The sequence below is a fragment of the Nonomuraea sp. NPDC049758 genome (assembly GCF_040674635.1).
GTDB lineage: Bacteria > Actinomycetota > Actinomycetes > Streptosporangiales > Streptosporangiaceae > Nonomuraea.
The window spans coordinates 99,587-125,495 of sequence record NZ_JBFAMZ010000005.1; the positions used below are offsets into that span (position 1 = coordinate 99,587).

22 protein-coding genes and 1 tRNA gene are annotated in these 25,909 nt (G+C 69.2%); 11 read left to right on the top strand and 12 right to left on the bottom strand.

Annotated features, from left to right (window positions below; all coding sequences use genetic code 11):
* Window positions 1-45: 45 nt before the first annotated feature.
* Complete coding sequence (locus tag AB0J46_RS14760; RefSeq protein WP_364331216.1) at window positions 46-828, top strand: SDR family oxidoreductase; 783 nt, start codon at window positions 46-48, stop codon at window positions 826-828.
* A 415-nt stretch (window positions 829-1,243) separates the two neighbouring features.
* Here the strand turns inward: AB0J46_RS14760 and rpsA are convergent, their stop codons facing one another.
* The 3 genes from rpsA to polA all read right to left on the bottom strand — a co-directional run bounded on the left by rpsA (window position 1,244) and on the right by polA (window position 6,825).
* The gene (gene rpsA / locus AB0J46_RS14765) at window positions 1,244-2,725 is read right to left on the bottom strand and encodes a 30S ribosomal protein S1 (protein WP_352358288.1); all 1,482 of its coding nucleotides are present in this window, start codon (window positions 2,723-2,725) and stop codon (window positions 1,244-1,246) included.
* Window positions 2,726-2,917: 192 nt separating this feature from the next.
* On the bottom strand, window positions 2,918-3,973 hold the full coding sequence (locus tag AB0J46_RS14770) for a polysaccharide deacetylase family protein (protein WP_364331219.1): 1,056 nt from the start codon (window positions 3,971-3,973) through the stop codon (window positions 2,918-2,920).
* A 161-nt stretch (window positions 3,974-4,134) separates the two neighbouring features.
* Window positions 4,135-6,825, bottom strand: coding sequence for a DNA polymerase I (polA, locus tag AB0J46_RS14775; protein WP_364331222.1), 2,691 nt, complete (start codon window positions 6,823-6,825; stop codon window positions 4,135-4,137).
* Between the two features lie 80 nt (window positions 6,826-6,905).
* Here polA and AB0J46_RS14780 point away from each other — a divergent pair, with 80 nt between their 5' ends.
* The 6 genes from AB0J46_RS14780 to AB0J46_RS14805 all read left to right on the top strand — a co-directional run bounded on the left by AB0J46_RS14780 (window position 6,906) and on the right by AB0J46_RS14805 (window position 12,182).
* Complete coding sequence (locus AB0J46_RS14780; RefSeq protein WP_352328462.1) at window positions 6,906-7,307, top strand: hotdog fold thioesterase; 402 nt, start codon at window positions 6,906-6,908, stop codon at window positions 7,305-7,307.
* Window positions 7,308-7,826: 519 nt separating this feature from the next.
* Entirely contained in the window at window positions 7,827-8,984 is a 1,158-nt protein-coding gene (locus AB0J46_RS14785; protein WP_364331225.1) for a branched-chain amino acid ABC transporter permease, read from the top strand.
* Window positions 8,985-9,000: 16 nt separating this feature from the next.
* On the top strand, window positions 9,001-9,999 hold the full coding sequence (locus AB0J46_RS14790; protein WP_352358296.1) for a branched-chain amino acid ABC transporter permease: 999 nt from the start codon (window positions 9,001-9,003) through the stop codon (window positions 9,997-9,999).
* Window positions 9,989-10,927: an ABC transporter ATP-binding protein gene (locus AB0J46_RS14795; protein ID WP_358293827.1), complete on the top strand. Its 939-nt coding sequence runs from the start codon at window positions 9,989-9,991 to the stop codon at window positions 10,925-10,927. The genes AB0J46_RS14790 and AB0J46_RS14795 overlap by 11 nt, the downstream gene beginning before the upstream one ends.
* Window positions 10,924-11,721, top strand: coding sequence for an ABC transporter ATP-binding protein (locus tag AB0J46_RS14800; RefSeq protein WP_358293829.1), 798 nt, complete (start codon window positions 10,924-10,926; stop codon window positions 11,719-11,721). Before AB0J46_RS14795 ends, AB0J46_RS14800 begins: the two co-directional genes overlap by 4 nt.
* 59 nt (window positions 11,722-11,780) lie before the next feature.
* Window positions 11,781-12,182 (top strand): hypothetical protein, encoded by a 402-nt coding sequence (locus tag AB0J46_RS14805; RefSeq protein ID WP_364331230.1) that lies wholly within the window; start codon window positions 11,781-11,783, stop codon window positions 12,180-12,182.
* Window positions 12,183-12,238: 56 nt separating this feature from the next.
* Here the strand turns inward: AB0J46_RS14805 and AB0J46_RS14810 are convergent, their stop codons facing one another.
* Entirely contained in the window at window positions 12,239-13,534 is a 1,296-nt protein-coding gene (locus AB0J46_RS14810) for an ABC transporter substrate-binding protein (protein WP_364331233.1), read from the bottom strand.
* 370 nt (window positions 13,535-13,904) lie between these two features.
* On the opposite strand from AB0J46_RS14810, the gene AB0J46_RS14815 reads away from it, so the two are divergent.
* Window positions 13,905-14,573 (top strand): hypothetical protein, encoded by a 669-nt coding sequence (locus AB0J46_RS14815; RefSeq protein ID WP_364331236.1) that lies wholly within the window; start codon window positions 13,905-13,907, stop codon window positions 14,571-14,573.
* Between the two features lie 3 nt (window positions 14,574-14,576).
* On the opposite strand, the gene AB0J46_RS14820 is transcribed toward AB0J46_RS14815, so the two are convergent.
* From AB0J46_RS14820 to AB0J46_RS14830, 3 genes are all read right to left on the bottom strand, one after another.
* Window positions 14,577-15,884 carry an ABC transporter substrate-binding protein gene (locus AB0J46_RS14820; protein ID WP_364331239.1) on the bottom strand — a complete coding sequence of 436 codons (1,308 nt, stop codon included), beginning with the start codon at window positions 15,882-15,884 and terminating at the stop codon, window positions 14,577-14,579.
* 254 nt (window positions 15,885-16,138) lie between these two features.
* On the bottom strand, window positions 16,139-17,431 hold the full coding sequence (locus AB0J46_RS14825) for an ABC transporter substrate-binding protein (RefSeq protein WP_364331242.1): 1,293 nt from the start codon (window positions 17,429-17,431) through the stop codon (window positions 16,139-16,141).
* Between the two features lie 151 nt (window positions 17,432-17,582).
* Window positions 17,583-18,167 carry a response regulator gene (locus tag AB0J46_RS14830; protein WP_352327599.1) on the bottom strand — a complete coding sequence of 195 codons (585 nt, stop codon included), beginning with the start codon at window positions 18,165-18,167 and terminating at the stop codon, window positions 17,583-17,585.
* A gap of 89 nt (window positions 18,168-18,256) precedes the next feature.
* Between AB0J46_RS14830 and AB0J46_RS14835 the strand changes: the two genes are divergently transcribed.
* Window positions 18,257-18,329, top strand: a tRNA-Leu gene (locus AB0J46_RS14835).
* A gap of 98 nt (window positions 18,330-18,427) precedes the next feature.
* Here AB0J46_RS14835 and AB0J46_RS14840 read toward each other — a convergent pair.
* Window positions 18,428-19,021: a TIGR03086 family metal-binding protein gene (locus tag AB0J46_RS14840; RefSeq protein ID WP_364331245.1), complete on the bottom strand. Its 594-nt coding sequence runs from the start codon at window positions 19,019-19,021 to the stop codon at window positions 18,428-18,430.
* Window positions 19,022-19,253: 232 nt separating this feature from the next.
* On the opposite strand from AB0J46_RS14840, the gene AB0J46_RS14845 reads away from it, so the two are divergent.
* Window positions 19,254-19,676 carry a pyridoxamine 5'-phosphate oxidase family protein gene (locus AB0J46_RS14845; protein ID WP_364331248.1) on the top strand — a complete coding sequence of 141 codons (423 nt, stop codon included), beginning with the start codon at window positions 19,254-19,256 and terminating at the stop codon, window positions 19,674-19,676.
* Window positions 19,677-19,700: 24 nt separating this feature from the next.
* Window positions 19,701-20,663 (top strand): 2,3,4,5-tetrahydropyridine-2,6-dicarboxylate N-succinyltransferase, encoded by a 963-nt coding sequence (gene dapD, locus AB0J46_RS14850; RefSeq protein WP_364331251.1) that lies wholly within the window; start codon window positions 19,701-19,703, stop codon window positions 20,661-20,663.
* Window positions 20,664-20,766: 103 nt separating this feature from the next.
* On the opposite strand, the gene pyk is transcribed toward dapD, so the two are convergent.
* The 4 genes from pyk to AB0J46_RS14870 form a co-directional block, all read right to left on the bottom strand.
* Entirely contained in the window at window positions 20,767-22,197 is a 1,431-nt protein-coding gene (pyk, locus tag AB0J46_RS14855) for a pyruvate kinase (protein ID WP_352327603.1), read from the bottom strand.
* Between the two features lie 35 nt (window positions 22,198-22,232).
* Complete coding sequence (locus AB0J46_RS14860) at window positions 22,233-22,583, bottom strand: DUF2784 domain-containing protein (protein ID WP_364331254.1); 351 nt, start codon at window positions 22,581-22,583, stop codon at window positions 22,233-22,235.
* A complete protein-coding gene (locus AB0J46_RS14865; RefSeq protein WP_364331257.1) occupies window positions 22,580-24,286 on the bottom strand; it encodes a S8 family serine peptidase in 1,707 nt (568 codons plus the stop codon). The genes AB0J46_RS14860 and AB0J46_RS14865 overlap by 4 nt, the downstream gene beginning before the upstream one ends.
* A 140-nt stretch (window positions 24,287-24,426) precedes the next feature.
* Window positions 24,427-25,872: an MDR family MFS transporter gene (locus tag AB0J46_RS14870; protein WP_364331260.1), complete on the bottom strand. Its 1,446-nt coding sequence runs from the start codon at window positions 25,870-25,872 to the stop codon at window positions 24,427-24,429.
* Window positions 25,873-25,909: the final 37 nt, after the last annotated feature.

Below are 25,909 nucleotides of genomic sequence, written 5' to 3' on the forward strand. Positions count from 1 at the left end.
GGATGCCTCACGACGGCGGGACGGCCCGTCGTCATCACCACAACCATGCGCCTTGCGCCAGTCAGGAGGATGACTTCCATGGGTCGTCTTGCAGGAAAGCACGCACTGATCACCGGCGGGACGAGCGGCATCGGGCGGGAGACAGCTCGTCAGTTCCTCGCCGAGGGAGCGATCGTCGCGATCACCGGCCGCTCACGGGAACGGCTGGCCGAGACCGCCCGGCAGCTGGACGGCCCGCTGCTGCCCATCGTCAGCGACGCCGGCGACGTCCCCGGCCAGGCGGCGCTCGCGGCGCGGTTGCAGCAGGAATGGCCGAAGGTCGACATCGTGATGAGCAACGCCGCCGACGTCACCCATCTCCCGATCGAGCAATGGAGCGAGGAGGCGTTCGACACGCTCGTCGCCACCAATCTCAAGGGGCCGTTCTTCCTGGTCAGAGCTTTGCTTCCGCTCTTGTCACAGCAGGCCTCGGTCATTGTCGTCGGCTCGGTCTCCGCTTACGTCGGGCACGAGAACGCGGCGGTCTACGGTGCCGCCAAGGCGGGCCTGCTGTCCCTTTCCCGCGGGCTGACCCATGAGCTGAAGGACCGGGGCATCCGGGTCAACGGGCTGAGCCCGGGGCCGACCCTCACGGACGCGTTCAAGTCGCTCGGCCCCGAGCGACAGGCCGCCATCTACGACGAACTCCGGCGGACCGTGCCCCTGCATCGCATCGGCACCACCACCGAGGTGGCGAAGGCGGCCGTCTACCTGGCCTCCGACGAGTCCGCCTACACCGCCGGCACCGTCCTGCGCGTCGATGGCGGCATCGGGGAACTCGCCTACTGACCTCCGTTCGTCAGCGGCCCGCCGACAGTCTTGGCTGCGCGAATCAGCGAGGTGTTGCATGAGCGTGTCGTCGTGTCGCTGATCTTGCCTGAGGCGGCCACGACCTCCGCTCACGGAACGAGCGCGGTCATCACCCCCTGCTCGCAGAGCGCGGCCACCGTGGTGGACGCAGACCGGCGTCCGGTGGGAGTGGTTCGGAGGACGACCTCCTGCTCAAGGAGATCGCTCCGGACATGGCACGGTGTGTCCGCGTCGGCGGCGGCACGAGCACCACCAAGCCGTCGCCGTCACGGCGGCCCAGCTCATGACCACCCGGCGATCCCCTACGGCAAGGCTCCTCCGCGAGACCCGTCCCAGAGAAGGGCATGAAAAAGCCCCGCACGGAAACCCGTGCGGGGCCTTTCAAGGCTGAGCCTTAGCTCTGGCCGCCCGCGAGCTTCTCGCGGAGGGCTGCGAGCGCCTCGTCAGAGGCGAGCGCGCCGCTGGCCGGAGCCGACGACGAGCTGCCCGACGGAGGAGCGGTCTCGCCGCTGTAGGACGAGGGAGCGGCCTCGCCGGCCTCCGCCTCGGCCTTGCGGGCCTCCTCGATCTGCTTGCGGTGAGCCTCGAAGCGAGTCTGGGCCTCGGCGTACTGCCGCTCCCACTCCTCACGCTGCTTGTCGAAGCCCTCGAGCCACTCCCCGGTCTCCGGGTCGAAGCCCTCGGGGTAGATGTAGTTGCCCTGGTCGTCGTACGTGGCCGCCATGCCGTAGAGGGTCGGGTCGAACTCGACCTCGGTGCCGACACCCTCGTTGGCCTGCTTCAGCGAGAGGCTGATGCGACGACGGTCGAGGTCGATGTCGATGATCTTCACGAAGATCTCGTCGCCGACCTGGACGACCTGCTCCGGGATCTCCACGTGGCGCTCGGCCAGCTCGGAGATGTGGACCAGGCCCTCGATGCCCTCCTCGACCCGGACGAACGCACCGAACGGCACCAGCTTGGTGACGCGGCCCGGCACGACCTGGCCGATCTGGTGGGTACGGGCGAACTGCTGCCACGGGTCTTCCTGCGTGGCCTTGAGCGACAGGGAGACGCGCTCGCGCTCCATGTCGACGTCGAGGACCTCGACCGTGACCTCCTGGCCGACCTCGACAACCTCGGACGGGTGGTCGATGTGCTTCCAGGACAGCTCGGACACGTGGACCAGACCGTCGACCCCGCCGAGATCGACGAAGGCGCCGAAGTTGACGATCGAAGAGACGACGCCCTTGCGGACCTGGCCCTTCTGCAGGGTGTTGAGGAACGTCTGGCGAACCTCGGACTGCGTCTGCTCCAGCCAGGCGCGGCGGGAGAGAACCACGTTGTTGCGGTTCTTGTCGAGTTCGATGATCTTCGCCTCGAGCTCGCGGCCGACGTACGGCTGCAGGTCGCGGACCCGTCGCATCTCGACCAGGGAGGCGGGGAGGAAGCCGCGCAGGCCGATGTCGAGGATGAGACCACCCTTGACGACCTCGATGACGGTACCGGTGACGATGCCGTCCTCGTCCTTGATCTTCTCGATCGTGCCCCAGGCGCGCTCGTACTGGGCGCGCTTCTTGGACAGGATCAGGCGGCCCTCTTTGTCCTCCTTCTGGAGAACCAGGGCTTCGACGTGCTCCCCGACCTCCACGACGTCAGCAGGGTCGACATCGTGCTTGATCGAAAGCTCGCGCGAGGGGATGACACCCTCGGTCTTGTAGCCGATATCGAGAAGGACCTCGTCTCGATCGACCTTGACGACGGTGCCCTCGACGATGTCGCCGTCGTTGAAGTATTTGATGGTCTCGTCGATCGCTGCGAGGAAGGCTTCCTCGGACCCGATGTCGTTGACCGCTACCTGCGGGGTGCTCGAGGTGGCCTCAGTGCTGGACGTCATGTGTGGAATTGCTCCGAACGCGGACAGGATGTCGATGTGGCGGATGCGCGGCAGGCCCTCTTCCGCATCAAGCCGAGGAATTACGACATCGACGTGACCGAGCGCGAGCCCGCTCCGTCTGAGGCGCGCGCGAGCCCACAGCGCAGCGATCAGCATATGAGACCTTGGCCACGGGGTCAATCCGGAGGCACATCAGTACCCGATGATCTGGGACTCCCGCTTGGGGTTGATATTACCCCGTAGTCTGCGCGGGACGGAGATCCGCGTGGGATCGCCGTCCGAGACGTAGCGCTCGCCAGGGTGCTTGTTCAGCCACTCCAGCCAGTACTGCGAGCACCACTTGCGGCACTCTCCCCGCTTGCCGTTGCTCTGGATCCGCTGGATCGCCCCACGGTCGAAGTCTTTCGCGAAGGGCGAAAGGGACGGCTGGGCCCCGGCGAGGAACACGCCCGCGAAATCATAGCGGGTTCCGTCCCAGGAGCCGGTACGGGCGAGCTTCTTGGGCCGCGGCAGCGACCCGTACGGCAGGGCCAGGGTCTTGTCGGGCGGCGCCCCCAGCTTCTTCAGCAGGCGCTCCAGCCGGACGATCTGCTCGCGCACCTTCTTCTTGCCCAGCCGCCGCAGGTCCGGATGGGACCAGGTGTGGTTGGCGACCTCGAAGCCGTGATCGACCAGCCACCGCACCGCGGCCGCCTGCCGCTCCTGGTCGCGCAGCCCGAACGGCTCACGGGTGATCCAGAACGTCGCGGCCGGCCGGAACGAGGGGTAACGGGCGGCCACGTCGAGGATCACGCCGACGGCGGTGTCGGGCTTGGGGTTGCCCGCGTCGTCGAGCGCGAAGTGGCTCGGGTGACCGTCGTCGAACGTCAGCACTACCGGGAACCGCCCGGCCGGCACCCGGATGTCGCCGGTGGCGAACTCCCTGGCCGTGATGGGCACGTAGCCCTGCCTGGCCAGTTTCTCCAGCTCCTGCCTGAGCTGGGCGGGGGTGCGGTCGATGGAGGCCACGCGCTTGCGCAGGATCCGGTGGTACATGATGACCGGCACCAGGCCCGCCTCGTTGGCGCGCACCTGCCGGGCGAACTCGGGGGTGGCGACCACGCCGGGGGGCTGGGAGGTGTCCTGCGGCTGCCCCTGCGGGGGTGAGACGGGGGCGATCACGCCGACCCGGGCCGACGCCTGGGTAGTAGGAGTCTCACCGTCAGGTAAGAGGCTCAGCCCGACGACGGCCACGGTCACCACGGCCACGTTCGCGATTGCGATGATCCGCGTGAAGGACGCTGGTACCCGCACAAATCTCCCGACATCTCGGCCAAACTGTCATCAGCGTAGACGAGAAGCCCCGGAGACGGCGGGGCCACGCCGTTCGCGATATGTCGGACTGCCCCGCCGTGTCGGGATAAACATCGTCAGTGGCCGGCGTCCTGCCACGTACGCCCGACGCCCACCGAGACCTCCAGCGGAACGCGCAGGTGGTAGGCGGCGTTCATCTGGTCGCACACGAGCTGCCGCAGCGTCTCCAGCTCGCCCGGCGCGACCTCGAACACCAGCTCGTCGTGGACCTGCAGCAACATCCGCGAGGCCAGCCCCTCCTCGGCGATGGCCTGGTGGACGTGGAGCATGGCGACCTTGATGATGTCGGCCGCCGAGCCCTGGATGGGGGCGTTGAGCGCCATGCGCTCGGCCATCTCCCTGCGCTGGCGGTTGTCGCTGGTCAGGTCGGGCAGGTAGCGGCGGCGGCCCATGATCGTCTCGGTGTAGCCGTCGGTGCGCGCCTGGGCCACGATGGCCTGCAGGAAGTCGCGCACGCCGCCGAACTCGGTGAAGTACTCCTCCTTCAGCGCCCGCGCCTCCGAGACCGGGATGTTGAGCTGCCCGGACAGGCCGAAGTCGGACAGGCCGTAGGCCAGGCCGTAGTTCATCGCCTTGATGCGCGCCCGCAGCTCGCTGTCGATCTGCTCGGGCGGCAGGTCGAACACCCGGGCCGCGGTGGCCTGGTGGAAGTCGTGGCCGGACTCGAAGGCCTCGATCAGCGACTCGTCGCCGGACAGGTGGGCCATGATGCGCAGCTCGATCTGGCTGTAGTCGGCCGTCAGCAGCCGCTCGTAGCCCTCGCCGACCACGAAGCCCTGCCGGATGCGGCGGCCCTCGGCGGTGCGGATCGGGATGTTCTGCAGGTTGGGCTTCTCCGACGACAGGCGGCCGGTGGCGGCGATGATCTGGTTGAACGTGGTGTGGATGCGCCCGTCGTCGCCGACCTCCTTGATCAGGCCCTCGACGGTGGTGCGCAGCTTCTGCTGGTCGCGGTGGCGCAGCATGATCGTCGGCAGCTCGTGCTCGGTCTGGGTGGCGAGCCAGGCGAGCTGGTCGGCGTCGGTGCTGTAGCCGGTCTTGATCTTCTTGGTCTTCGGCAGGTTGAGCCGGGTGAACAGGATCTCCTGGAGCTGCTTGGGCGAGCCCAGGTTGAACTGCTCGCCGACGGAGCGGTGGGCCTCCTCCACGGCGTGCTTGACCGCGGCGCCGAACTCGGCCTCCAGGCCCGCGAAGTACTGGCTGTCGACGGCGATGCCGGCCCGCTCCATCTCGGCCAGCACCGACAGCAGCGGCAGCTCGACGTCGGCCAGGAGCTGGGTGCCGCCGCGGCCGGCCAGGAAGCCCTCGAGGGAGTCGGCCAGCTCGCGCACGGCGTGGGCGCGCAGCGCGAGGTCTTTGGCCGGCGCGTCCTCGTCGTCGCCGAACAGGGCGGCCTGGCCGCCGGACTCCTCCTCGGCCCGCAGGTCGCGGTGGAGGTAGCGCCTGGCCAGGTCCTCCAGCGCGAACGTGCGCTGGCCCGGCATGGCGAGGTAGGCGGCCAGCGCGGTGTCGCAGCTCAGGCCGCGCAGCTCCATGCCCTGGGCCCACAGGGCCAGGATCGGCCCCTTGGCGTCGTGGACGGCCTTGGGCCTGCTCTCGTCGCCCAGCCAGGCCCGCAGCGCCGCCTCGTCGGCCTCGGTGAGCTTGACGGGGTCGATGTGGGCGGCGGTGCCGTCGGGCGAGGCGACGGCGATGCCGTCGATGCGGCCGGAACCGCTGCCGTAGGAGCCCTTGAAGGCCAGCCCGGCGCGGCCCTGCGGGAGCGCCGCCAGCCAGCCGGCCACCCGGTCGGGGCCGAGGATGACGGTCTCGACCTCGAAGCCCTGCTCGGGCTCCGCCTCGCCGGTGCCGAGCACCTTGAAGACGCGCTCGCGCAGCTCGCCGCGGATCTGCAGGGTGTCGAACAGCTTGTTGATCTCCTCGCGCTCCCACGTGCCCTGGGTGAGGTCGCCGAGCTCGACGTCGAGCGGCACGTCGCGCAGCAGCTCGGTCAGGCGGCGGTTCATCAGCACCTGGGCGACGTGCTCGCGCAGCTTGTCGCCGACCTTGCCCTTGACCTCGTCGACGCGGTCGACCAGCGCGGTGAGGGAGCCGAACTCGCGCACCCACTTGGCCGCGGTCTTCTCGCCGACGCTGGGGATGGACAGCAGGTTGTCGCTGGGGTCGCCGCGCAGTGCGGCGAAGTCGGGGTACTGGGCCGGGGTCAGGCCGTACTTCTCCTCGACCGCCTCGGGGGTGAACCGGGTCATGTCGCTGATGCCGCGGCGCGTCATCAGCACGGTGACGTGCTCGTTGACGAGCTGCAGGGCGTCGCGGTCGCCGGTGACGATCAGGACGTTCATCCCGTCGCCGGCCGCGCGGGTGGCCAGGGTGGCGATGAGGTCGTCGGCCTCGAAGCCCGCCTTGGACAGATGCGGGATGCGCAGCGTGTCGAGCAGCTCGTAGATGAGCTGCATCTGGCCGCGGAAGTCTTCGGGCGTCTCGCTCCGGTTGGCCTTGTAGTCGGAGTACTCCTCGTGGCGGAACGTCGGCTCCGACCGGTCGAAGGCCACCGCCACGTGGGTCGGCTGCTCGTCGCGCAGGATGTTCGTCAGCATCGAGGTGAACCCGTAGACCGCCTCGGTGTGCTGACCGTCGGTGGTCATGAGGTTGGCGTCTTTGAGCGCGTAGAAGGCGCGGTAGGCCAGGGAATGCCCGTCAAGCAGCAACAGGCACGGGCGGCTGGGGGTCACTTCACTCTTCGGCACGTACGCAGCCTAGTCTGCGTCAACGACAGAAAACCCGAGCTCGGAAGAGTGGAGACATCCCCTTGACGCAGACCGATCCGCTGGACTTCTCCGCGTACGGCGCGGTGCACGAGGGCACGCTGGCCCACCGCATGGGCATCGAGTTCGTCGAGGCCGGGCCCGAGCGCGTCGTCGGCAGGATGCCGGTCGAGGGCAACACCCAGCCCTACGGCCTGCTGCACGGCGGCGCGTCGGCGGTGCTGGCCGAGACGCTGGGCTCGGTGGCCGCGGCGATCCACGCCGGCCCCGGCCGCATCGCCGTCGGCATCGAGATCAACGCCACCCACCACCGCTCGGCGACCTCCGGATACGTGACCGGGGTCGCGACGCGGTTGCACGGCGGACGCACCTTGGCGACGTACGACATCGAGATCACCGACGAGGAGGGACGGCGGGTGTGCACCTCCAGACTGACGTGCATGCTGCGCGACCAGCGTCCCTGACGTCACTTTGACCGAACCTTTGCGCAGCGGCCCCATCGATCGCTACGGTTGTCCGAACAGAGCCCGCGGGGAGGCCCGGTAGATAACGTGTGCGGCCGGGGAAGCCCTACATGGCCCCAAAGGCCGCTCCGCGGGCTCGTCCACGTTTTCTCCCCATTGTTACCGTTTCGTTTTCGGCGTGGGCCAGGCGTCTTCCCTCATTTAGCCCCTGACCTGCCGCGTTGTTTGCTCACATGTGTGGCACACGCATGTCACTAATTGGTGACGAACCATACTGAAACGGGCGTCTGCGGAATAAGCTCCCGCCATTGCATCCCAGTTGTGCCTGCGATGCGCGCGTGTCGAGATGGAGGGGTACAACCCCGCCTTGACCTATTTGAGGGAGCACCATTGCGCAGAGCCGTGATCGCGTTCACGGCCTTCCTGGGTGGACTCATCTTCCTGCTGGCCAGTCCCGCGCAGGCGGGGCCGGCCGGATGCCAGGGTTTGAAGGGGACGCTCAAACTCCAAGGCCAGCCAGTGAACGGCGTCAAAATCGTCGTGACCACCGAGGGCGGACAACCCGTCAAGGAGGTCACAACCAACGCACAGGGCACGTGGGAAGTTCCTACCGACAAGGGCAAGTTCAAGGTCACCCTTGACCCGAACTCCCTTCCGAAGAACGCCGAGGTGCGCGGTGGCAGCAATGTGCGCACGCCGACCGTCTTCGAGGGCAACTGCTCGACCGTGCTGTTCGCGTTGCAGGCCAAGGGTGTCGCCGGGCAGCCGCAGGGAGACGAGAGCGGGGAGAGCAGCGTCTGGGACACCGCGGCGCAGCTCACCTTCGAGGGGCTCAACCTCGGTCTGATCATCGCCCTGGCCGCGCTCGGCCTGTCGCTGATCTACGGCACGACCGGCCTGACCAACTTCGCCCACGGCGAGCTGGTCACGCTCGGCGCGGTGCTGGCCTACATGTTCAACGTGGGCTTCGGCCTCCATCTCATACCCGCCGCGGTGCTCGCCGTGGCGCTGGGCGGCGCGTTCGGCTACGCCCAGGACCGCCTCTTCTGGGGCCAGCTGCGCAGGCGCGGCACCGGCATCGTCGCCATGATGATCGTCTCCATCGGCGTCGCGCTGGTCATGCGCTACGTCATGCTGATCTTCTTCGGCGGCCAGAACGAGGCCTACGCCCAGTACACGGCCCAGCCGGGCATCGAGGTCGGGCCGATCTCCGCGGCGCCCAAGAACTTCGTGGCGATGGGCATCGAGCTGGCCGTGCTGCTCCTGGTCGGCTTCGCCCTGCTGCGCACCCGTACCGGCAAGGCGGCCAGGGCCGTGTCGGACAACCCCGCGCTCGCGGCCTCGTCCGGCATCAACGTCGACCGGGTCATCCGGATCATCTGGACCCTGGGTGGCGCCATCGCGGCGCTGGCCGGCATCATGCTCGGGCTCTCGCAGAACCTGAAGTACACGATGGGCCAGGACATCCTGCTGCTCATCTTCGCCGGCGTCACGCTCGGCGGGCTCGGCACCGCCTTCGGCGCGCTGGTCGGCTCGCTGGTGGTCGGCCTGTTCATCCAGGTCTCCACCCTGTGGGTGCCGCCGGAGCTCAAGAGCGTCGGCGCGCTGGTCGTGCTCATCATCGTGCTCCTCGTCCGGCCCCAGGGCATCCTGGGCCGCCGCGAGCGAATCGGCTGATCGGGGGAGGATCAGAATGGACTGGATCACGATCATCAGCACGACGCTGAAGTCCGCGGTCGGCGTCGAGACCGTGCTGTACGCGCTCGCCGCGATCGGCATCAACATCCAATTCGGCTACACCGGCCTGCTCAACTTCGGCCAGGCGGCGTTCATGGGCGTGGCCGGCTACGGCCTGGCCGTCACCGTCACCGTCATGGGCCTGCCGTTCTGGGTCGGCATCATCGTCGGCCTGCTCGCCGCGGTGCTCCTGGCGATCCTGCTCGGCATCCCGACCCTCCAGCTGCGCGCCGACTACCTGGCCATCGTGACCATCGCGGCGGCCGAGATCGTCCGGCTGGTGTTCCGCTCGGTGGCGTTCAAGAGCGTCTTCGGCGGCTCGGACGGCCAGCGCGGCTTCTCCGACGGCTTCTACGCGCTCAACCCCTACCCCGAGGGCCAGTACGGCTTCAACCTCGGCTCCGTCCCGCTGTTCTTCAACCACCGGGTGCTGTGGGTGCTGACCGTCGGCTGGGTGCTCATCGCCCTGTGCTGCGGGCTGGTCTACCTGCTGATGAAGAGCCCCTGGGGCCGCGTGCTCAAGGCCATCCGCGAGGACGAGGACGCCGTGCGCAGCCTCGGCAAGAACGTCTTCTCCTACAAGATGCAGTCGCTCATCCTGGGCGGCGTCGTGGGCTGCCTGGGCGGCTTCATCTACGGCCTGGCCTACGCCTCGGTCCAGCCCGACATCTTCGGCACCGAGACGACGTTCTACGCGTACACGATGGTCATCCTCGGCGGCGCCGCCCGCGTGCTCGGCCCCGTCGTGGGCGCGTCGATCTTCTGGGTGCTGCTCGTCCTGATCTACGGCGTGCTGTCCGAGGCCGTCGGCGCCGGGATCATCACCTTCATGGACACGAACCAGGTGGGCGCCGTCCGCTGGATCCTGGTCGGCCTGGGTCTCGTCCTGTTGCTCATCTTCCGGCCACAGGGCATCTTCGGCGACAAGAGGGAGATAGCAATCAATGCACGCTGAAACCACGGCCACCGAGCGCAAGGCCGCGGCGCTGGCCGCCTTCAAGGACCTGGCCCGCGACCCGGGCGTGCCGAAGCCGGACCCGATCCTCACCGTCGACAACGTCGTGCGCCGCTTCGGCGGCCTGACCGCGGTCGAGGTCGCCCACGTCGAGATCCAGCGGGGTTCTATCACCGCGCTGATCGGCCCCAACGGCGCCGGCAAGACGACCTTCTTCAACCAGCTCACCGGTTTCGACACCGCCGACTCCGGCTCGTGGACGTTCAACGGGCGCAGCATGAGCGGGGTGCCGGCCCACAAGGTCGCCCGCGCCGGCATGGTGCGCACCTTCCAGCTCACCAAGGCGCTGTCCCGCCTGACCGTCATGGAGAACATGCGCCTGGGCGCCCAGCGGCAGAAGGGCGAGACGTTCTGGCGGGCGCTCATCCCGTCGATGTGGCGCGGCCAGGAGGACGAGATCACCGTCCGCGCCGAGGAGCTCCTCGAACGCTTCAAGCTGGGCGCCAAGCGGGACGACTTCGCCGGCTCGTTGTCCGGCGGCCAGCGCAAGCTGCTGGAGATGGCCCGCGCCCTCATGGTCCAGCCGGAGCTGGTCATGCTGGACGAGCCCATGGCGGGCGTGAACCCGGCCCTGACCCAGTCGCTGCTCGGCCACGTCAAGGACCTGCGCGAGCAGGGCATGACGGTGCTGTTCGTCGAGCACGACATGGACATGGTCCGCGACATCAGCGACTGGGTGATCGTCATGGCGCAGGGCGCAGTGATCGCCGAGGGCCCGCCCGACACGATCATGTCGGACGAGCGCGTGATCGACGCCTACCTCGGCGCCCACCACGACGCCCCGCTCTCGGACACCGAGCTGGAGTCGCAGCTCCACGAGGCCGAGGCGGCCCTGGAGGCCGAGATCGAAGAGGAGACGCAGAAGTGAGCGACGCCCCCGAGGCCGCCCCCGAGTCGCAGGCGGCCGTCACCGACCGCGCCGCGCACCTGGAAGGCGCCGAAGACGCCGTGCTGCGGTGCGACGAGCTGATCGCCGGCTATCTGCCGGGCGTCAACATCCTCAACGGCTCCGACCTCTACGTCAAAGAGGGCGAGCTGATCGGCATCATCGGCCCCAACGGCGCCGGCAAGTCGACGCTGCTGAAGGCCATGTTCGGGCTGGTCAACATCCGCAGCGGCACGGTGCTGCTCAAGGGTGAGAACATCACGAACATGAAGGCGCACTCGCTGGTCTCCCGCGGCGTCGGCTACGTGCCGCAGACCAACAACGTCTTCCCCAGCCTCACCATCGAGGAGAACCTGGAGATGGGCGCCTTCCAGGTGCCCGGCAAGTTCAAGGAGCGCTTCGAGTTCGTCGCCGAGCTGTTCCCGGCGCTCAAGGAGCGCCGCAAGCAGCGCGCGGGCTCCCTGTCCGGCGGTGAGCGGCAGATGGTGGCCATGGCCAGGGCGCTCATGACCGAGCCGTCCGTGCTGCTGCTGGACGAGCCGTCGGCGGGCCTGTCGCCCAAGCTCCAGGACCTGGTCTTCATCCAGGCCCAGCAGATCAACAAGGCGGGCGTGACGGTGATCATGGTGGAGCAGAACGCCCGCCGCTGCCTGCAGATCTGCCACCGCGGCTACGTGCTCGACCAGGGCCGCAACGCCTACACCGGCACCGGCAGGCAGCTCGCCAACGACCCCAAGGTCATCGAGCTGTACCTGGGCACGCTGGCCAAGGCGTAACCGGATCGAACGGAGAAGGGGCTCCCCCGGGGCCCCTTCTCCGTTTTTTAATGAACGCTGTGAAACGAATGCTGACAGTGGCGCTCGTCCTGCCCGTCCTGCTCGTCGGCTGCCAGGAGGACGCCTCCTCTGCGCAGCGGTACAGCACCGGCGGCGACCCGACCGACAGTCCGTGCGCGCGCGTGGTCTCGGCCATCGGCTACGCCGAACTGATGCTGAGGCCGAAGGGCCAGGAGGAGCAGCAGTACTTCGAGGACGCCGTCATCGGCCGGCTGGCCGAGCTGCGCGGCATCACGCTCCAGTTCGGCGACCGGCTGCCGGCCTCGCTGCACGCCGCCGTCCAGAGCGTCGAGACGGCCACCGCGGGCCTGTCCAGGAACGACGTGCCGCACGCGCGGCAGGTCGCGCTGCTGCGGCAGTACCGGGCCGCCGCCGAACAGATCGTGGCCGGCTGCGCATGACGGAAGGGCCCGGTCCGCGCGGACCGGGCCCTTGTCGGGGTGCTGCGGGAGGCTGATCAGCCGGCGATGTTGCCGGTGCGGTACTCCAGCGCCTTGGTGGCGTACTTGTTGTCCTTGCCGTACTGGTAGATGCCGATGGTGGCCACGGCGGGGTCACCGGCGTCGTTGAACTCGACCGGGCCGCTCACGCCGTCGTAGTCGATGTCCTTGCCGGCCTTGAGCAGGTCGTCGCAGCTCTTGAAGTCCTTGCACTTCTCCCCGCCCTTGCTGACCTCGGCCAGCTTGGCGGCGATGTCGGTGCCCGCGTCGCTCTTGGCGGCCTCGGCGGCCAGCGCGAGCAGGTTCATCGCGTCGTAGGACTCGGGGGCGTAGCTGTAGTCCTCCAGCTTGGGGTTGATGGCGAGGAGCTTCTTGCGGAACTCCTCCGGAGCGGCCGCGCCCGGGATGGTGCCCTTGACGCCGTCAAGCGTGCCCTTGGGCATCTTGATGTAGTTCGTGTTGGAGGTGTTGCCGTCGACCATGTACCACTTGTGCTTGTCGGCCGGCAGGCCCTGCTTGACCAGCTCCTGGATGACCTTGGCGGTCTCCTCGAACCCGATCAGGACGATGCCCTTGGGGTTCTTGGCCTTGATCTTCGCCACGTCGGCGGAGAAGTCGGCGGCCTTGGGGTCGTAGTCGACGCGCTCGACGACCTCGCCACCGCCGTCGGTGACCGTCTTCTGCACCTGGTCGGCCAGGCCGGAGCCGTAGGAGTCCTGCATGGCCAGGATGCCGACCGTGTCGTTGCCGTCGGCGACCACCAGGTCGCCCAGCACGCGGCCCTGCAGCTTGTCCGGCGGCGCCGTGCGGAAGTACAGGCCCTTGTCCTCGATCGTGGTGAACTTGTCGGAGGTGTTGGCGGGCGAGAAGTGGATGACGCCCGCGCCCGTGATCTTGTCGATCACCGACTCCGACACCGAGGAGGACGCCGCGCCGATGATGGCGTCGGCCTTCTGGGCCAGCAGCTTGTCCACCGACTGCGAGGCGATGTTCGTGGTGGTGTCGCCCGAGTCGGTGTCGTACTTGGTGACAGGCTTGCCCAGCACGCCCCCGGCCTCGTTGATCTCCTTGATGGCCAGGTCGACGCCGGCGAACTCGGGCGGGCCGAGGAAGGCGAGCGAACCGGTCTGGGGCAGCAGCGTACCGATCGTGAGGGTGCCGTCGCCCTTGGCCGCGGGAGCCGACGAGGATGGCGCGGCCGGCTGCGAGGACTGCGTGGCGGTGTTGCTGCCGCCACCGCCGCAGGCCGTCAGGGCCAAGCTGGTGGCGGCCGCGACGGCCAGCGCCCGTCCCACGGGAGCAATGCGGATCATGAAGTGTCTCCTTCATTTCCAGGCCGGGATCGTCAGCACCGCCGAGCGCTCCCGATCGAATGACGGAAACGTACAAAATCGCTGTGTACTCGAACCAGATGGCGGGGTGAACTGTCGGCACTTGGATGCGGAGTCGTAATCAGTCCTCAACTTACGGACCTGCGCTAGCAGGCTTAATGTGCGACGGGTGAAGCGTTTTACGCCAGTCCTAGTCACGGCGGTCCTTCTTGCCGGGTGCGCCTCGTCGCCGCCGCCCCCGCCGCCTTCCTCGGATCCTCCCGCCGGCGTATCGGTCACGCTGGAGCAATGGCGTTCCGACGAGCCCGTGCACGCGCTGGAGGTGGCCGTCCGTAATACCAGTGGCATACCCGTGTATTTCGCCGACGTCCAGCTCGTGACGCCGTCGTTCAAAACGCTGCCGCCGGAAAAGACGGACGCCACGATCAAGCGGACCGAGCGCACCGACCTGCGCATCACCTACGGCGCGGCCAACTGCCTGCCCGCGGGCCTGCCGCAGCTCCAGCCCGCCACCGTGGTGGCCAACATCCGCGCCGGCGCCGAGCAGCCGCGCCGGGCGGTCTTCAAGGTGCCGCACCCCAGCCCGCTGCTGACCCGCCTGCTACGGGACGAATGCTCGGAATTCCTCATCAAGGAGGCCGCCGGCATCGAGTTCGGGCCCGACTGGAAGCAGGTGGGCAAGGAGATGCGGGGCAAGCTGGTGGTCACCCGGCGCGGCGCCGGCAAGGTGACGCTGACCGAGCTCGACGGCACCACGCACTACATCATCACGCCGGACGCCGGCGGGCGGCCCGTGGCCGTGCTGGAGAGCGGGCAGCAGCGGACGGAGGTGCCGGTGACGCTCACCCCCGGCCGCTGCGACCCGCACGCCTTCGCCGAGGCCAAGAAGGCGTTCCTGTTCCCCGTGCGGGCCACCGTGGACGGCGGGCCCGAGCGGGTGGTGATCGTGGTGCCGCCCAAGCCGCTGCAGGACCGGTTGATCCAGTACTCGTTGCGAGTGTGCGGCCTGGGCGGCGGGTGAGGGTCAGCCCTCGATGTTGCCCGTGCGGTACTCCAGGGCCTTGGGCGCGTACTTGTTGTCGTCGCCGTACTGGTAGACGCCGATCGTGGCCACGGCGGGGTCACCGGCGTCGTTGAACTCGATCGGGCCGCTGATGCCGTCGTAGTCGATGTCCTTGCCGGCCTTCAGCAGGTCGGCGCACTCCTTGAAGGTCTTGCACTTCTCGCCGCCCTTGCTGACCTCGGGCAGCTTGGCGGCGATGGACTTGCCGCTGTCGTCCTTGGCGGCCTCGGCCGCCAGGGCGATGAGGATGGCGGCGTCGTAGGACTCGGCGGCGTAGGTGTAGTCCTCGAGCTTGGGGTTGATCTCCAGGAGCTTCTTGCGGAAGTCCTCCGGAGCCTCGGCGCCGGGGATCGTGCCCTTGACGCCCTTGAGCGTGCCCTTGGGCATCTTGAGGTAGTTGGTGTTCGACATGTTGCCGTCCACCATGTACCACTTGACCTTGTCGACCGTCAGGCCCTGCTTGACCAGCTCCTGGATGACCTTGGCGCCCTCCTCGAAGCCGATCAGCACGATCGCCTTCGGGTTCTTGGCCTTGATCTTGGCGACGTCCGCGGAGAACTCGGCCGCCTTGGGGTCGTAGTCCACGCGCTCCACGACGCTGGCGCCGGCCGCCTCGGCGGTCTTGGTCACCTGGTCGGCCAGGCCGGAGCCGTAGGAGTCCTGCATGGCCAGGATGCCGATGGTGTCGTTGCCGTCCGCGGCGATCAGGTCGCCCAGCACGCGGCCCTGCAGCTTGTCCGGGGGCGCGGTACGGAAGTACAGGCCCTGGTCACTGATGGTGGTGAACTTGTCAGAGGTGTTGGCGGGCGAGAACTGCACCACGCCGGCACCGGTGACCTTGTCGATGATCGACTCCGACACCGACGAGGAGGCGGCGCCGATGATGGCGTCGGCCTTCTGCGCGATCAGCTTGTCCGCCGACTGCGAGGCCACGTTCGTGGTGGTGTCACCCGAGTCCGTGTGGACCTTGGTGACCGGCTTGCCGAGCACGCCGCCCGCGTCGTTGATCTCCTTGACGGCCTGGTCGACGCCGGCGAACTCGGGCGGGCCGAGGAACGCCAGCGAGCCGGTCTGGGGCAGCACGGTGCCGATCGTGAGCGTGCCGTCGCCCTTGGCCGCCTCCGTCTGGGTGGCCGGGGCCGACGAGGACGGCGCCGCGGACGTGGTCTGCTGCGCGGCCGTGTCGCCACCGCCGCCACAGGCCGTCAGGGCCAGGCTCGCCGCTGCCGCGACGGCCAGGAAGCGCCCTGCTGGAGCAATGCGGATCATAAAAGAGACTCCCCTTATTCCCAGCGGGGGAACGATCTCCCTCGCTGCGTTTTCCGAGCTCAGCATGCCTCTTTGACGGGGAGATGTGGGGATTTCGGGTACTTTTATGCTAATTTGTAATGTCGCAATCACCCTCTGTAATTGCATGTTTCATCAGCGTTACGGCCCTGACTCCATATGAACCACCCCAGCCCGAAATTTCGGGACTGGGGTGGTTGTATGGCGGGTTGTCCGGGTTGGGGTGCGGCCACTGCCTAGCCGGCGATGTTGCCCTTGCGATATTCGAGCGCCTTGGCCGCGTCGTACTTGTTGTCCTTGTCGTACTGGTAGACGCCGATCGTCGCGACCGACGGGTCACCGGCGTCGTTGAAGTCCACCGGGCCGCTCACGCCGTCGTAGTCGATGTCCTTGCCCGCCTTGAGCAGGTCGGCGCACGACTTGAAGTCCTGGCACTTCTCACCGCCCTTGCTGACCTCGATCAGCTTGGGGGCCAGCGCGGTGCCCGAGTCGTCCTTGGCCGCCTCGGCCGCCAGCGCGATCAGGGTCGTCGCGTCGTACGACTCCGCCGCGTAGGTGTAGTTCGTCAGCTTCGGGTTCACCGTCAGCAGCCGCTTCTGGAACGCCTCCGGGGCCGCGGCACCCGGGATCGTGCCCTTCACGCCCTTGAGCGTGCCCTTGGGCATCTTGAGGTAGTTGGAGTTCGACATGTTGCCGTCCACCATGTACCACTTGACCTTGTCGGCCGTCAGACCCTGCTTGACCAGCTCCTGCACGACCTTCGCCGTCTCCTCGAAGCCGATCAGCACGATCGCCTTCGGGTTCTTGGCCTTGACCTTGGCCACGTCCGCGGAGAACTCGGCCGCCTTGGGGTCGTAGTCGACCCGCTCGACCACGCTCGCGCCGGCCTCCTCGGCCGTCCTGGTCACCTGGTCGGCCAGGCCGGAGCCGTAGGAGTCCTGCATGGCCAGGACGGCGACCGTGTCGTTGCCGTCGGCGGCCACCAGGTCGCCCAGCACGCGGCCCTGCAGCTTGTCCGGCGGCGCCGTGCGGAAGTACAGGCCCTGGTCGTTGATCGTGGTGAACTTGTCGGAGGTGTTGGCCGGCGAGAACTGCACCACGCCCGCCCGCGTGATCTTGTCCACGATCGACTCCGACACCGACGAGGACGCCGCGCCGATGATCGCGTCGGCTTTCTGGCCGAGCAGTTTGTCCACCGACTGCGAGGCGATGTTGGTCGTGGTGTCGCCCGAGTCGGTGTCGATCTTCGCCACCGGCTTGCCGAGCACTCCCCCGGCGTCGTTGATCTCCTTGAGCGCCAGGTCGACCCCGGCGAACTCGGGTGGTCCCAGATACGCGAGATTGCCCGTCTGGGGCAGCACGGTGCCGATCGTCAGCGTGCCGTCCCCCTTGACCGCGGCGGCCGAGGAGGGTTTCACGGACGCGGCGCCGGTGGCGCCCGTCCCGGCGGTCGTGCCGCCGGTCGAACACGCCGCCAGTGCCAGGCTCGTCGCTGTGGCGACGGCCAGCGCGCGGGAAATGCGGATCATCGAAAGCGTCTCCGTTCGAGATGAGCGGACCTTCCGTCCGCCCATCAGCATGCGCCGGGACGCCTGCGCAGAAAGAAGCCGAAGCCGGTTGGATGCCCAGTCGTGACCGGGCCACAACCCGCGGGGCTAAATCACCTGATATAGGCGCTTTTCATGCCCGCTCGGCCGCGTCGTCTATAACGATCTGAGCAACCTCCCGCATGCTCAGCCGCCGGTCCATCGACGCCTTCTGGATCCACCGGAACGCCTGCGGCTCGGTCCAGCCGTGCTGGGCCATCAACTGGCCCTTGGCCCGCTCGACCAGCTTGCGGGTCTCCAGCCGCTCGGAAAGGCTGGACACCTCCGCGCTGAGCGCCACCATCTCCTCGTGCCTGCTGACCGCCATCTCGATCGCCGGCACCAGATCTGCCTTGGTGAACGGCTTGACCAGGTAGGCCATCGCCCCCGCGTCGCGGGCCCGCTCCACCAGGTCACGCTGGGAGAAGGCGGTGAGGATGAGGCACGGCGCGATCCGGTCGGCCACGATGCGCTCGGCCGCCGAGATGCCGTCGAGCACGGGCATCTTCACGTCGAGGATGACGAGGTCGGGCCGCAGGTCGGCGGCGAGCTGGATCGCCTGCTCCCCGTCACCGGCCTCGCCCACGACGACGTAACCGTCCTCCTGGAGCATCTCCTTGAGGTCGAGGCGGATCAGGGCCTCGTCTTCCGCGATCACTACTCGCCGCTGCGTACTCACGAGCAGAAGAGTACAGACGTCCGGTAGATTAGATCCACGCCGGTGCGGCCTCGGGCATTACGCTGCGAGATCACAAACCGGACGAAGTCGCCCCGGTAGACCAACGGCAGAGTCGATGGCCTCAAAATCCATACAGTGTGGGTTCGAATCCCACCCGGGGCACCGGCCTGACCGCCCGGCTCCCTCATAGGCCGGGCGGTTTTTCGTTCTCCACCCGCTGACTGCCGGATCGACAGGCAGGCCCGAAAACGTTGACCGGGTCAGGGCGTCCAGGAGGGCGAGCGGCCGAGGAGGGCGACCACGCGGTCGAGGGGCGTGGCGGCGCCGCCGGGCTCGACGCCGGGCAGGAACGCCTTCCCCGAACCGCGCGACTCCGGTGTGTCGGGCACCTGCGCGGCCAGCGGGAGAGCGGCCGCGGCGAGGTCGTCGTCGATGCCGGGCGGCACACCGAGCGCCCTGGCGAAGTCCCAGGCGTGCACGACGCAGTCGATGAAGTGGAAGCCGATCGCCATGGCCGCCGGGAACGGGCCGCCGTCGCGGATCTCGGGCAGGAAGAAGGCCCGGTCGAGCACCCCGTCCGCGGCGAAGGCGGCGACGACGGCCTGCGCGGAGGCGGCGTACTCGGCCACGTGGTCCTCGCCCGGGGGGCGCGGTTGCCAGCTCGCCAGTTCCGACCGCGCGCCCGAGGCCGCCAGGGCGAAGCCGTGGTTCTGCACGATCTGGTGTGCCAGCAGGTCGCGGACGGCCCATCCGGCGCAGGGCGTCGGCCGGTCGAGGTCGGCGGGCTTGATCGTGTTCACCAGGTCGACGGTGGCCCGCACCGACCGCCGGTTGAGCTCGATGATGTCTGCCAAGGCGATGTCCCGTCATCGTCGAAGAACCCACCCGGCCGGCCCGGCAGGCCCGCGGGTGGCCAACCTGTCGATGATGGCGGCACCCTCGGCGGCGGTGCGAGTGGTTTTCGCCGGTGCAGGGCGTCGGCGCGATCAAGGAGCCGGAGCGGCGGCCGGGCGGGATTTCGCGGGCGGTTCGCCGGGAACAGTCCTCTGTGACGAGTTGCGACGGACGAGACGGGGGTGGCGGGGGATGCCGTTGAGCGTGACCGAGCGGGAGACGTTCCTGGCCGAGCCGCACATCGCGAGCCTGGCGGTGGAGACGGGCGCGGGGCGGTCGCCACTGGCCGTGCCCGTCTGGTACGACTACAGCCCCGGCGGCGAGATCAGGTTCCTGACCGACAGCGAGTCGCGCAAGGCGCGGCTGGTGGCGAAGGCGGGCCGGTTCACGATGCTGGTCCAGCGGGTCAGCCCGACCTACCGGTACGTGTCGGTCGAGGGCCCGGTGGTGCGCTCCGACCCCACGACGATCGACGAGCTGACCCGCATCGCCGCCCGCTACCTGCCGCAGGAGGCGGTGTCGGGCTACGTGTACGGCTCGGACCTGCACGTCCTGGTGACGTTCCGGATGCGGCCCGAGCGGTGGCTGTCGGCGGACCTGGGCTCCTTGGGCTGAGCGGGCGCCCGGTATTTTTGGCTCGTGACTGCAATCGATCCCACCTCGACCGGCGCGTTCGGCGTCGGCCTCGCCACCATCGCCGACGACGGCACCGTTCTCGACACCTGGTTCCCGGCTCCCGAGCTGGGCGAGCCGCCCGCGACGGGCACCGAGCGGATCTCCGCCGAGGAGGCCGGCGAGCTGGCCGCGCTGACCGGCCGCGACGCGGCGCGGGGCGTCGAGGTGGTGGCGGTGCGCACGGGCGTCGCCAAGCTCTCCGAGCCGCCGGTCGACGCGCACGACGTCTACCTGCGGCTCCACCTGCTCTCCCACCGGCTGGTCCGGCCGCACGGCGTGAGCCTGGACGGCCAGTTCGGCCTGCTGGCCAACGTGGTGTGGACCAACTTCGGGCCGTGCCCGGTGCCCGGCTTCGAGCGCACCCGGCTGCGCCTGCGGGCCAAGGGCGTGGTGACGGTGTACGGGGTGGACAAGTTCCCGCGGATGGTCGACTACGTGCTGCCTGAGGGCGTGCGGATCGCCGACGCCGACCGGGTGCGGCTGGGCGCCCACCTGGCGTCGGGCACGGTCGTCATGCACGAGGGCTTCGTGAACTTCAACGCCGGCACGGTGGGCACCTCGATGGTCGAGGGGCGCATCTCGGCGGGCGTGGTGGTCGGCGACGGCTCCGACGTCGGCGGCGGCGCCTCGATCATGGGGACGCTGTCGGGCGGCGGCAAGCAGGTCATCTCGATCGGCGAGCGCTGCCTGCTGGGCGCCAACGCGGGCATCGGCATCTCGCTGGGCGACGACTGCGTGGTGGAGGCGGGCCTCTACGTGACCGCGGGCACGCGGGTGACGCTGCCCGACGGCACGGTGGTCAAGGCGGCCGAGCTGTCGGGCTCCAACGGGATCCTGCTGCGCCGCAACTCGCAGTCGGGCGCGGTGGAGGCCCTGCCCCGCACGGGTTCGGGCATCACCCTGAACGCCGCCCTGCACGCCCACTGACCGTCAGGGCCCTCTCCGCCGGCCGGTGCCACGGAGGGGGCCCCACAGGACGTCCCGGCGAAGGCTCACCCGCCTGGGCGAGCCTGCGCGGAGCGTGGGCGGGTCAGTTCGCGTGGGAGACCGCGGAGCCGATGGTGTGCACCCGCAGCGCGTTGGTGCTGCCCGGCGTGCCGGGAGGCGAGCCGGCCACGATGACCACCTTGTCGCCCTTCTCCAGCCGCCCGAGCGACAGCAGTGACGCCTCCACCTGCCGCACCATGTCGTCGGTGTGGTGCACGAACGGCACGTGGAACGTCTCCACGCCCCACGTCAGCGACAGCTGCCCGCGCACGTGCGGGGCCGAGGTGAAGGCCAGCAGCGGGATCGGCGAGCGGTAGCGGGCCAGGCGGCGGGCGGTCTCGCCGGACATGGTGAACGCGATCAGCGCCTTGGCGCCGACGATCGCGCCGACCTCGGCCGCGGCCCTGGCGATGGCGCCGCCGGTGGTCTCCGGCAGGCGCTCCAGGCTGTGGGTGGCGTGCAGGGACGACTTCTCGGCGGCGCAGGCGATGCGGTCCATCGTCGCGACCGACTCGATCGGGTAGCTGCCGACCGACGTCTCACCCGACAGCATGACGGCGTCGGCGCCGTCCATGACGGCGTAGGCGACGTCGCTGGCCTCGGCGCGGGTGGGGCGCGGGGCGCTCATCATGGAGTCAAGCATCTGGGTGGCGACGATGACCGGGCGGGCCTTCTCGCGGCACAGCCCGATGATGCGCCGCTGCACGATCGGCACCTGCTCCAGCGGCAGCTCCACGCCGAGGTCGCCGCGGGCGACCATGATGCCGTCGAAGGCCTCGACGATCTCCGGCAGGCGGTCGACGGCCTGCGGCTTCTCGATCTTGGCGAGCAGCGGCAGGCGGACGGCCTCCTGCTCCATGATGTTGCGCACGACGTCGGCGTCGGAGGGACGGCGGACGAAGGACAGCGCGATCATGTCGAAGCCGGTGCGCAGCGCCCAGCGCAGGTCGGCCTCGTCCTTGTCGGTGAGCGCGGGCGCGCTGACGTTGACGCCCGGCAGGTTGAGGCCCTTGTTGTTGGAGATCATGCCGCCGATGACGACGCGGGTGATGACGCGGTCGCCGTCGACGCGGGTGGCCTCCAGGACCAGGCGGCCGTCGTCGACCAGGATCTTGTCACCGGGACGCACGTCGCCGGGCAGGCCCTTGTAGGTGGTCGAGACCTGCTCGCGGTCTCCGGGCACGTCCTCGGTGGTGATGGTGAAGACGTCGCCGAAGCCGAGGCGCACCGGCCCTTCCTCGAAGGTGCCGACGCGGATCTTGGGGCCCTGCAGGTCGGCGAGCACGCCTACGCCGCGGCCGAGGTCGGCCGCCACCTCCCGGACCCGGTCGTAGACCTCTCTGTGCATGTCATGGTTGCCATGGCTGAGGTTGAACCGTGCCACGTCCATGCCCGCGGAGATCAGCTCGTGGAGGCGTTCTTTGGACGAAGTGGCTGGGCCTAGGGTGCAGACGATTTTCGCGCGACGAGTCACGAGTCCTACCTTAATTGGTACAGACCACTTGGCAGTCACTGACGACGGAGAACGTACCCGGCGTAGGAGAACAACACGAGAACGGCGAGTCCCAGCCGTACCAAGTTCGCGTACTGTTCAGGGTAGACGACACCTTCGATGTAATGGTCGACGAAGCCGCTCGGCGGCAGGCCCGGCAGCCCTCCCCTGCGCCGCGCCCAGTCCTCGGCGACGGTCAGCGGGCAGTCCACATGAGTGACGAGAGTCACCACGGCCCAGCCGACGGCCGCGAGATGAAGGTAGATCGTCCGCCGCCACCGCCAGGCCAGGAACCCGCCCACGGCCACGTAGGCGAGGAAGGCGAAGTGCGTCACCATCACCGCGTCCGCGAGCAGGCGGTACATCATGGCTCTATGGTGGCCGCCTTCCAGGCGTTCACGACGCCGTGCCCGTAGAAGCCGTTCTTGGCCTGGTCGCCCTCGCACTGGTGGGTCTCGTTCTCGCCGTACACCTTGTAGACGTAGGCGCGCGGGGTCGGGCAGGCCACGGGCGTCGCGGTCCGGTAGAGCAGGTCCTCGACGGTGGCGGGGTCCATGGACAGGCCGCCGGGGCCGGGCTTGCCGAACCGGCTGATCAGGATGGCCGCGACGCCGGTGGCGTGCGGGGCGGCCATGGAGGTGCCGTCGAGGTACTGGTAGTAGGAGCAGGTGCCCTTGTGGCAGTCGCGCACGACGTCGGCGCCCTTGGGCTTGCCGGAGGCGTCGATCCGGCCGCCCGCCTTGAGCACGTGCTCGGGGGCGGCGGCCAGGATCGACCGGCTGGCCTGCGCGCCCTTGCCGTCCAGCGCGTCGCCGCCGGGGGCGGCCAGGTCGGTCTGCTCCAGGCCGTAGTCGCTGTAGACGGCCTTGCGTCCGGACGGCCCGACGGCGGAGATCGAGATCACGCCCTTGGACTCGGCCGGCACGTTGATGCACGAGTTGTCTATCTTGCGGGTCTTCTCGTCGCCGCGCGGGTAGCCGGGGCTCTGCTTGTCGGCCGTGGGGTGCCCGAGGTCGGTGGAGCCGTTGCCGAGGGCGGAGATGAGCGTGACGCCCCTGCCGCGGGCGTAGTCGAGGGCGCGCTGCATGCCGACGACGACGGCCCGCTGTTCGAGCTGCTCCTTCTTGGTGTCGGCCGGGTTGGCTGCGCAGTTGAACAGCCAGGGGTCGACGTAGTAGCTCATGTTGACGACGTCCACGCCGATGTCGGCGGCGTAGGTGAGGGCGTCGAGGCTGGGCTTGAGGAAGAAGAAGCCGGAGTCCTGGCCGGCCCTGATGCTGACGATCCGCACGTCGGGGGCGACGCCGGCGATGCCGATGCCGTTGATCGGGGAGGCGATGGTGCTGGCGACGTGGGTGCCGTGGCCGTCGTCGTCCTCGTCCACGGGGTCCTTGCAGGAGGGGACCTCGCAGGGGCCGTCCAGGGTCTCGCCGCGCTCGTCCTTGGGCTTGTCGGTGACGAAGTTGCGGCTCAGCTCGCGGTCGAAGTTGGGCGCGATGTCGGGGTGCTTGCCGTCGACGCCGGTGTCGATGACGCCGACCAGCACCTTCTTGCTGCCGGGGGCCTTGGCGTTGGCCCGGTCGGCGCCGATCATCTTCATGTCCCACTGCAGGTGGGCCAGGGGTTCCTGGGCCAGGCCCTTCCCCGCCATGGATCCGGCGTCGGGGAAGCCCGTGCCCGCGGGGCGGGCGGCGCGGGAGGAGGTGGAGCCGATGACGCGGCGGTCGGGCGAGACGCCGACGACGGCCGGGTCGGCGCCGACGCTCTCGGCGAAACCGTCGCCGCCGCCCTGGGTGAGCACGTAGCCGAGCTTGCCGTCCTCCTCGACGACCGTGCCGCCGGCGCGCTTGACGGCCGCCAGGGCCTGGCCCTGCTTGCCGTCGGCGTAGAAGACCAGGTTCTGGTTCTGGCCGGTACGGGACGTCGCGCCGGACTGCGTGGGCTGCGCGGAGCTGGTGGGGCCGTCCTGCGCGGGCTCCTCTGGGGTGGCCCGGTCGCCCGCGGCGGCCGAGCACGCGGTCAGCGCGGCGGCGACGGCCAGCGCCGTCAGGCCAGAGGCGACTCGCCGCATTGCTCCCCCATCCACCGACTGTCGCAGAATCTGCATCTTCCCGACACTCAACGGCTGATGCAACTTAGGTGTGAAATTTCGGTAGATGGGGGGCTAAGCGGGCTCTAGGGGATTTCGTGTGGAGCCCGCGTCGTACGGAGTCAGGCGTCGCGGTGCAGGCGCACGTTCGGCAGGCAGGCCAGCAGCACGACGCCGACCAGCATGACCGGCGTGACCCACGCGAAGACCCCGGTGACCGCCTCGGCGAACGCCGGCCGTACGGACTCGGGCACCGCGCCCGCGACCCCCGAGGCCAGGGCCGCCTGCCCCAGCCTGCCGCTGAAGACGCCCCCGAGCACGGCCACCCCCACGGCGCCGCCCACGTTCCTGGCGAAGGACACCACCGACGTGGCCGCGCCCCGGTCGGCGGCGGGCGCGCTGACCTGGACGGCCAGCATCAGGTTCTGCAGCACCATGCCGAGCCCGACCCCGAACAGCACCATGTACAGCCCGGACGTGACCGCCCCGGTCCCCAGCCCCATGGTCGAGAACAGGAACGCGGCCACCGTCGCCAGCACCGCTCCGGTCACCACGACCCACTTGTACGTCCCCAGCCGGGTCACCACCCGCCCCGCGACGGCCGAGGCGGCGATCATGCCCGCCATCAGCGGAAGCAGCAGCAGCCCCGAGTTCGACGCGCTGGCCCCGGCGGCCAGTTGCAGGTAGAGCGGGAGGAACGTGGCCGCCCCGACCATCCCGGTGGCCATCAGCACGATGGTCGCCGTGGCGATCGTGAGCGTGCGGTCGCGGAACAGCCCGAGCGGCAGCACCGGCTCCTCCGCCCGCCGCTCCACCAGCACGAACAGCCCCGCCAGCACGACCGCCCCCACGCCCAGCCCGACGACGACCGGCGAGGTCCACGCGTACGTCGTCCCGCCCCACGAGGCGAACAGCGTCAGGCAGGTCAGCACCCCGGAGATCAGCGCGGCCCCCGGCCAGTCGATCCGGTGCGGCGAGGTGCGCCGCGGCAGCCGGAGGACGGCGAACGCGACCGCCAGCGCGACCGCCCCGAGCGGCAGGTTGATGTAGAAGATCCAGCGCCAGGAGACGTGCTCGGTGAGGTAGCCGCCGATGACCGGCCCGAGGACGGCGGCCACGCCGATCACCGCGCCGAACAGGCCCTGGAACTTGGCGCGCTCGCGCGGGGTGGCGATGTCGGCCGAGATCGCCAGGGTCAGCACCATCAGGCCGCCGGCGCCGATGCCCTGGAAGGCGCGGAAGGCGATGAGCTGGGCCATCGTCTGGGCGAGCCCGCACAGGGCCGAGCCGGCGAGGAACAGGGCGATGGCCGACAGGTACAGGCGGCGGCGGCCGTACATGTCGCTGAGCTTGCCGTAGAGGGGCGCGACGATGCCGGAGGTCAGGGAGAAGGCCGTGACCAGCCACGACACGTTCTCCAGGCCGTTCAGCTCGCCCACGATGGTGGGGGTGGCCGTGGCCACCACCGTCTGGTCGACGGCGGCCAGGAACAGGCACAGCAGGAGCGAGCCCATGCTGAGCAGGAGGCCGCGCCGCGGTGCGGCCTCCTGGGCGATTGTCGATACCATTCAGTTGTCTCCTTGCTTCTTTCGCGAGGGCAGGAGG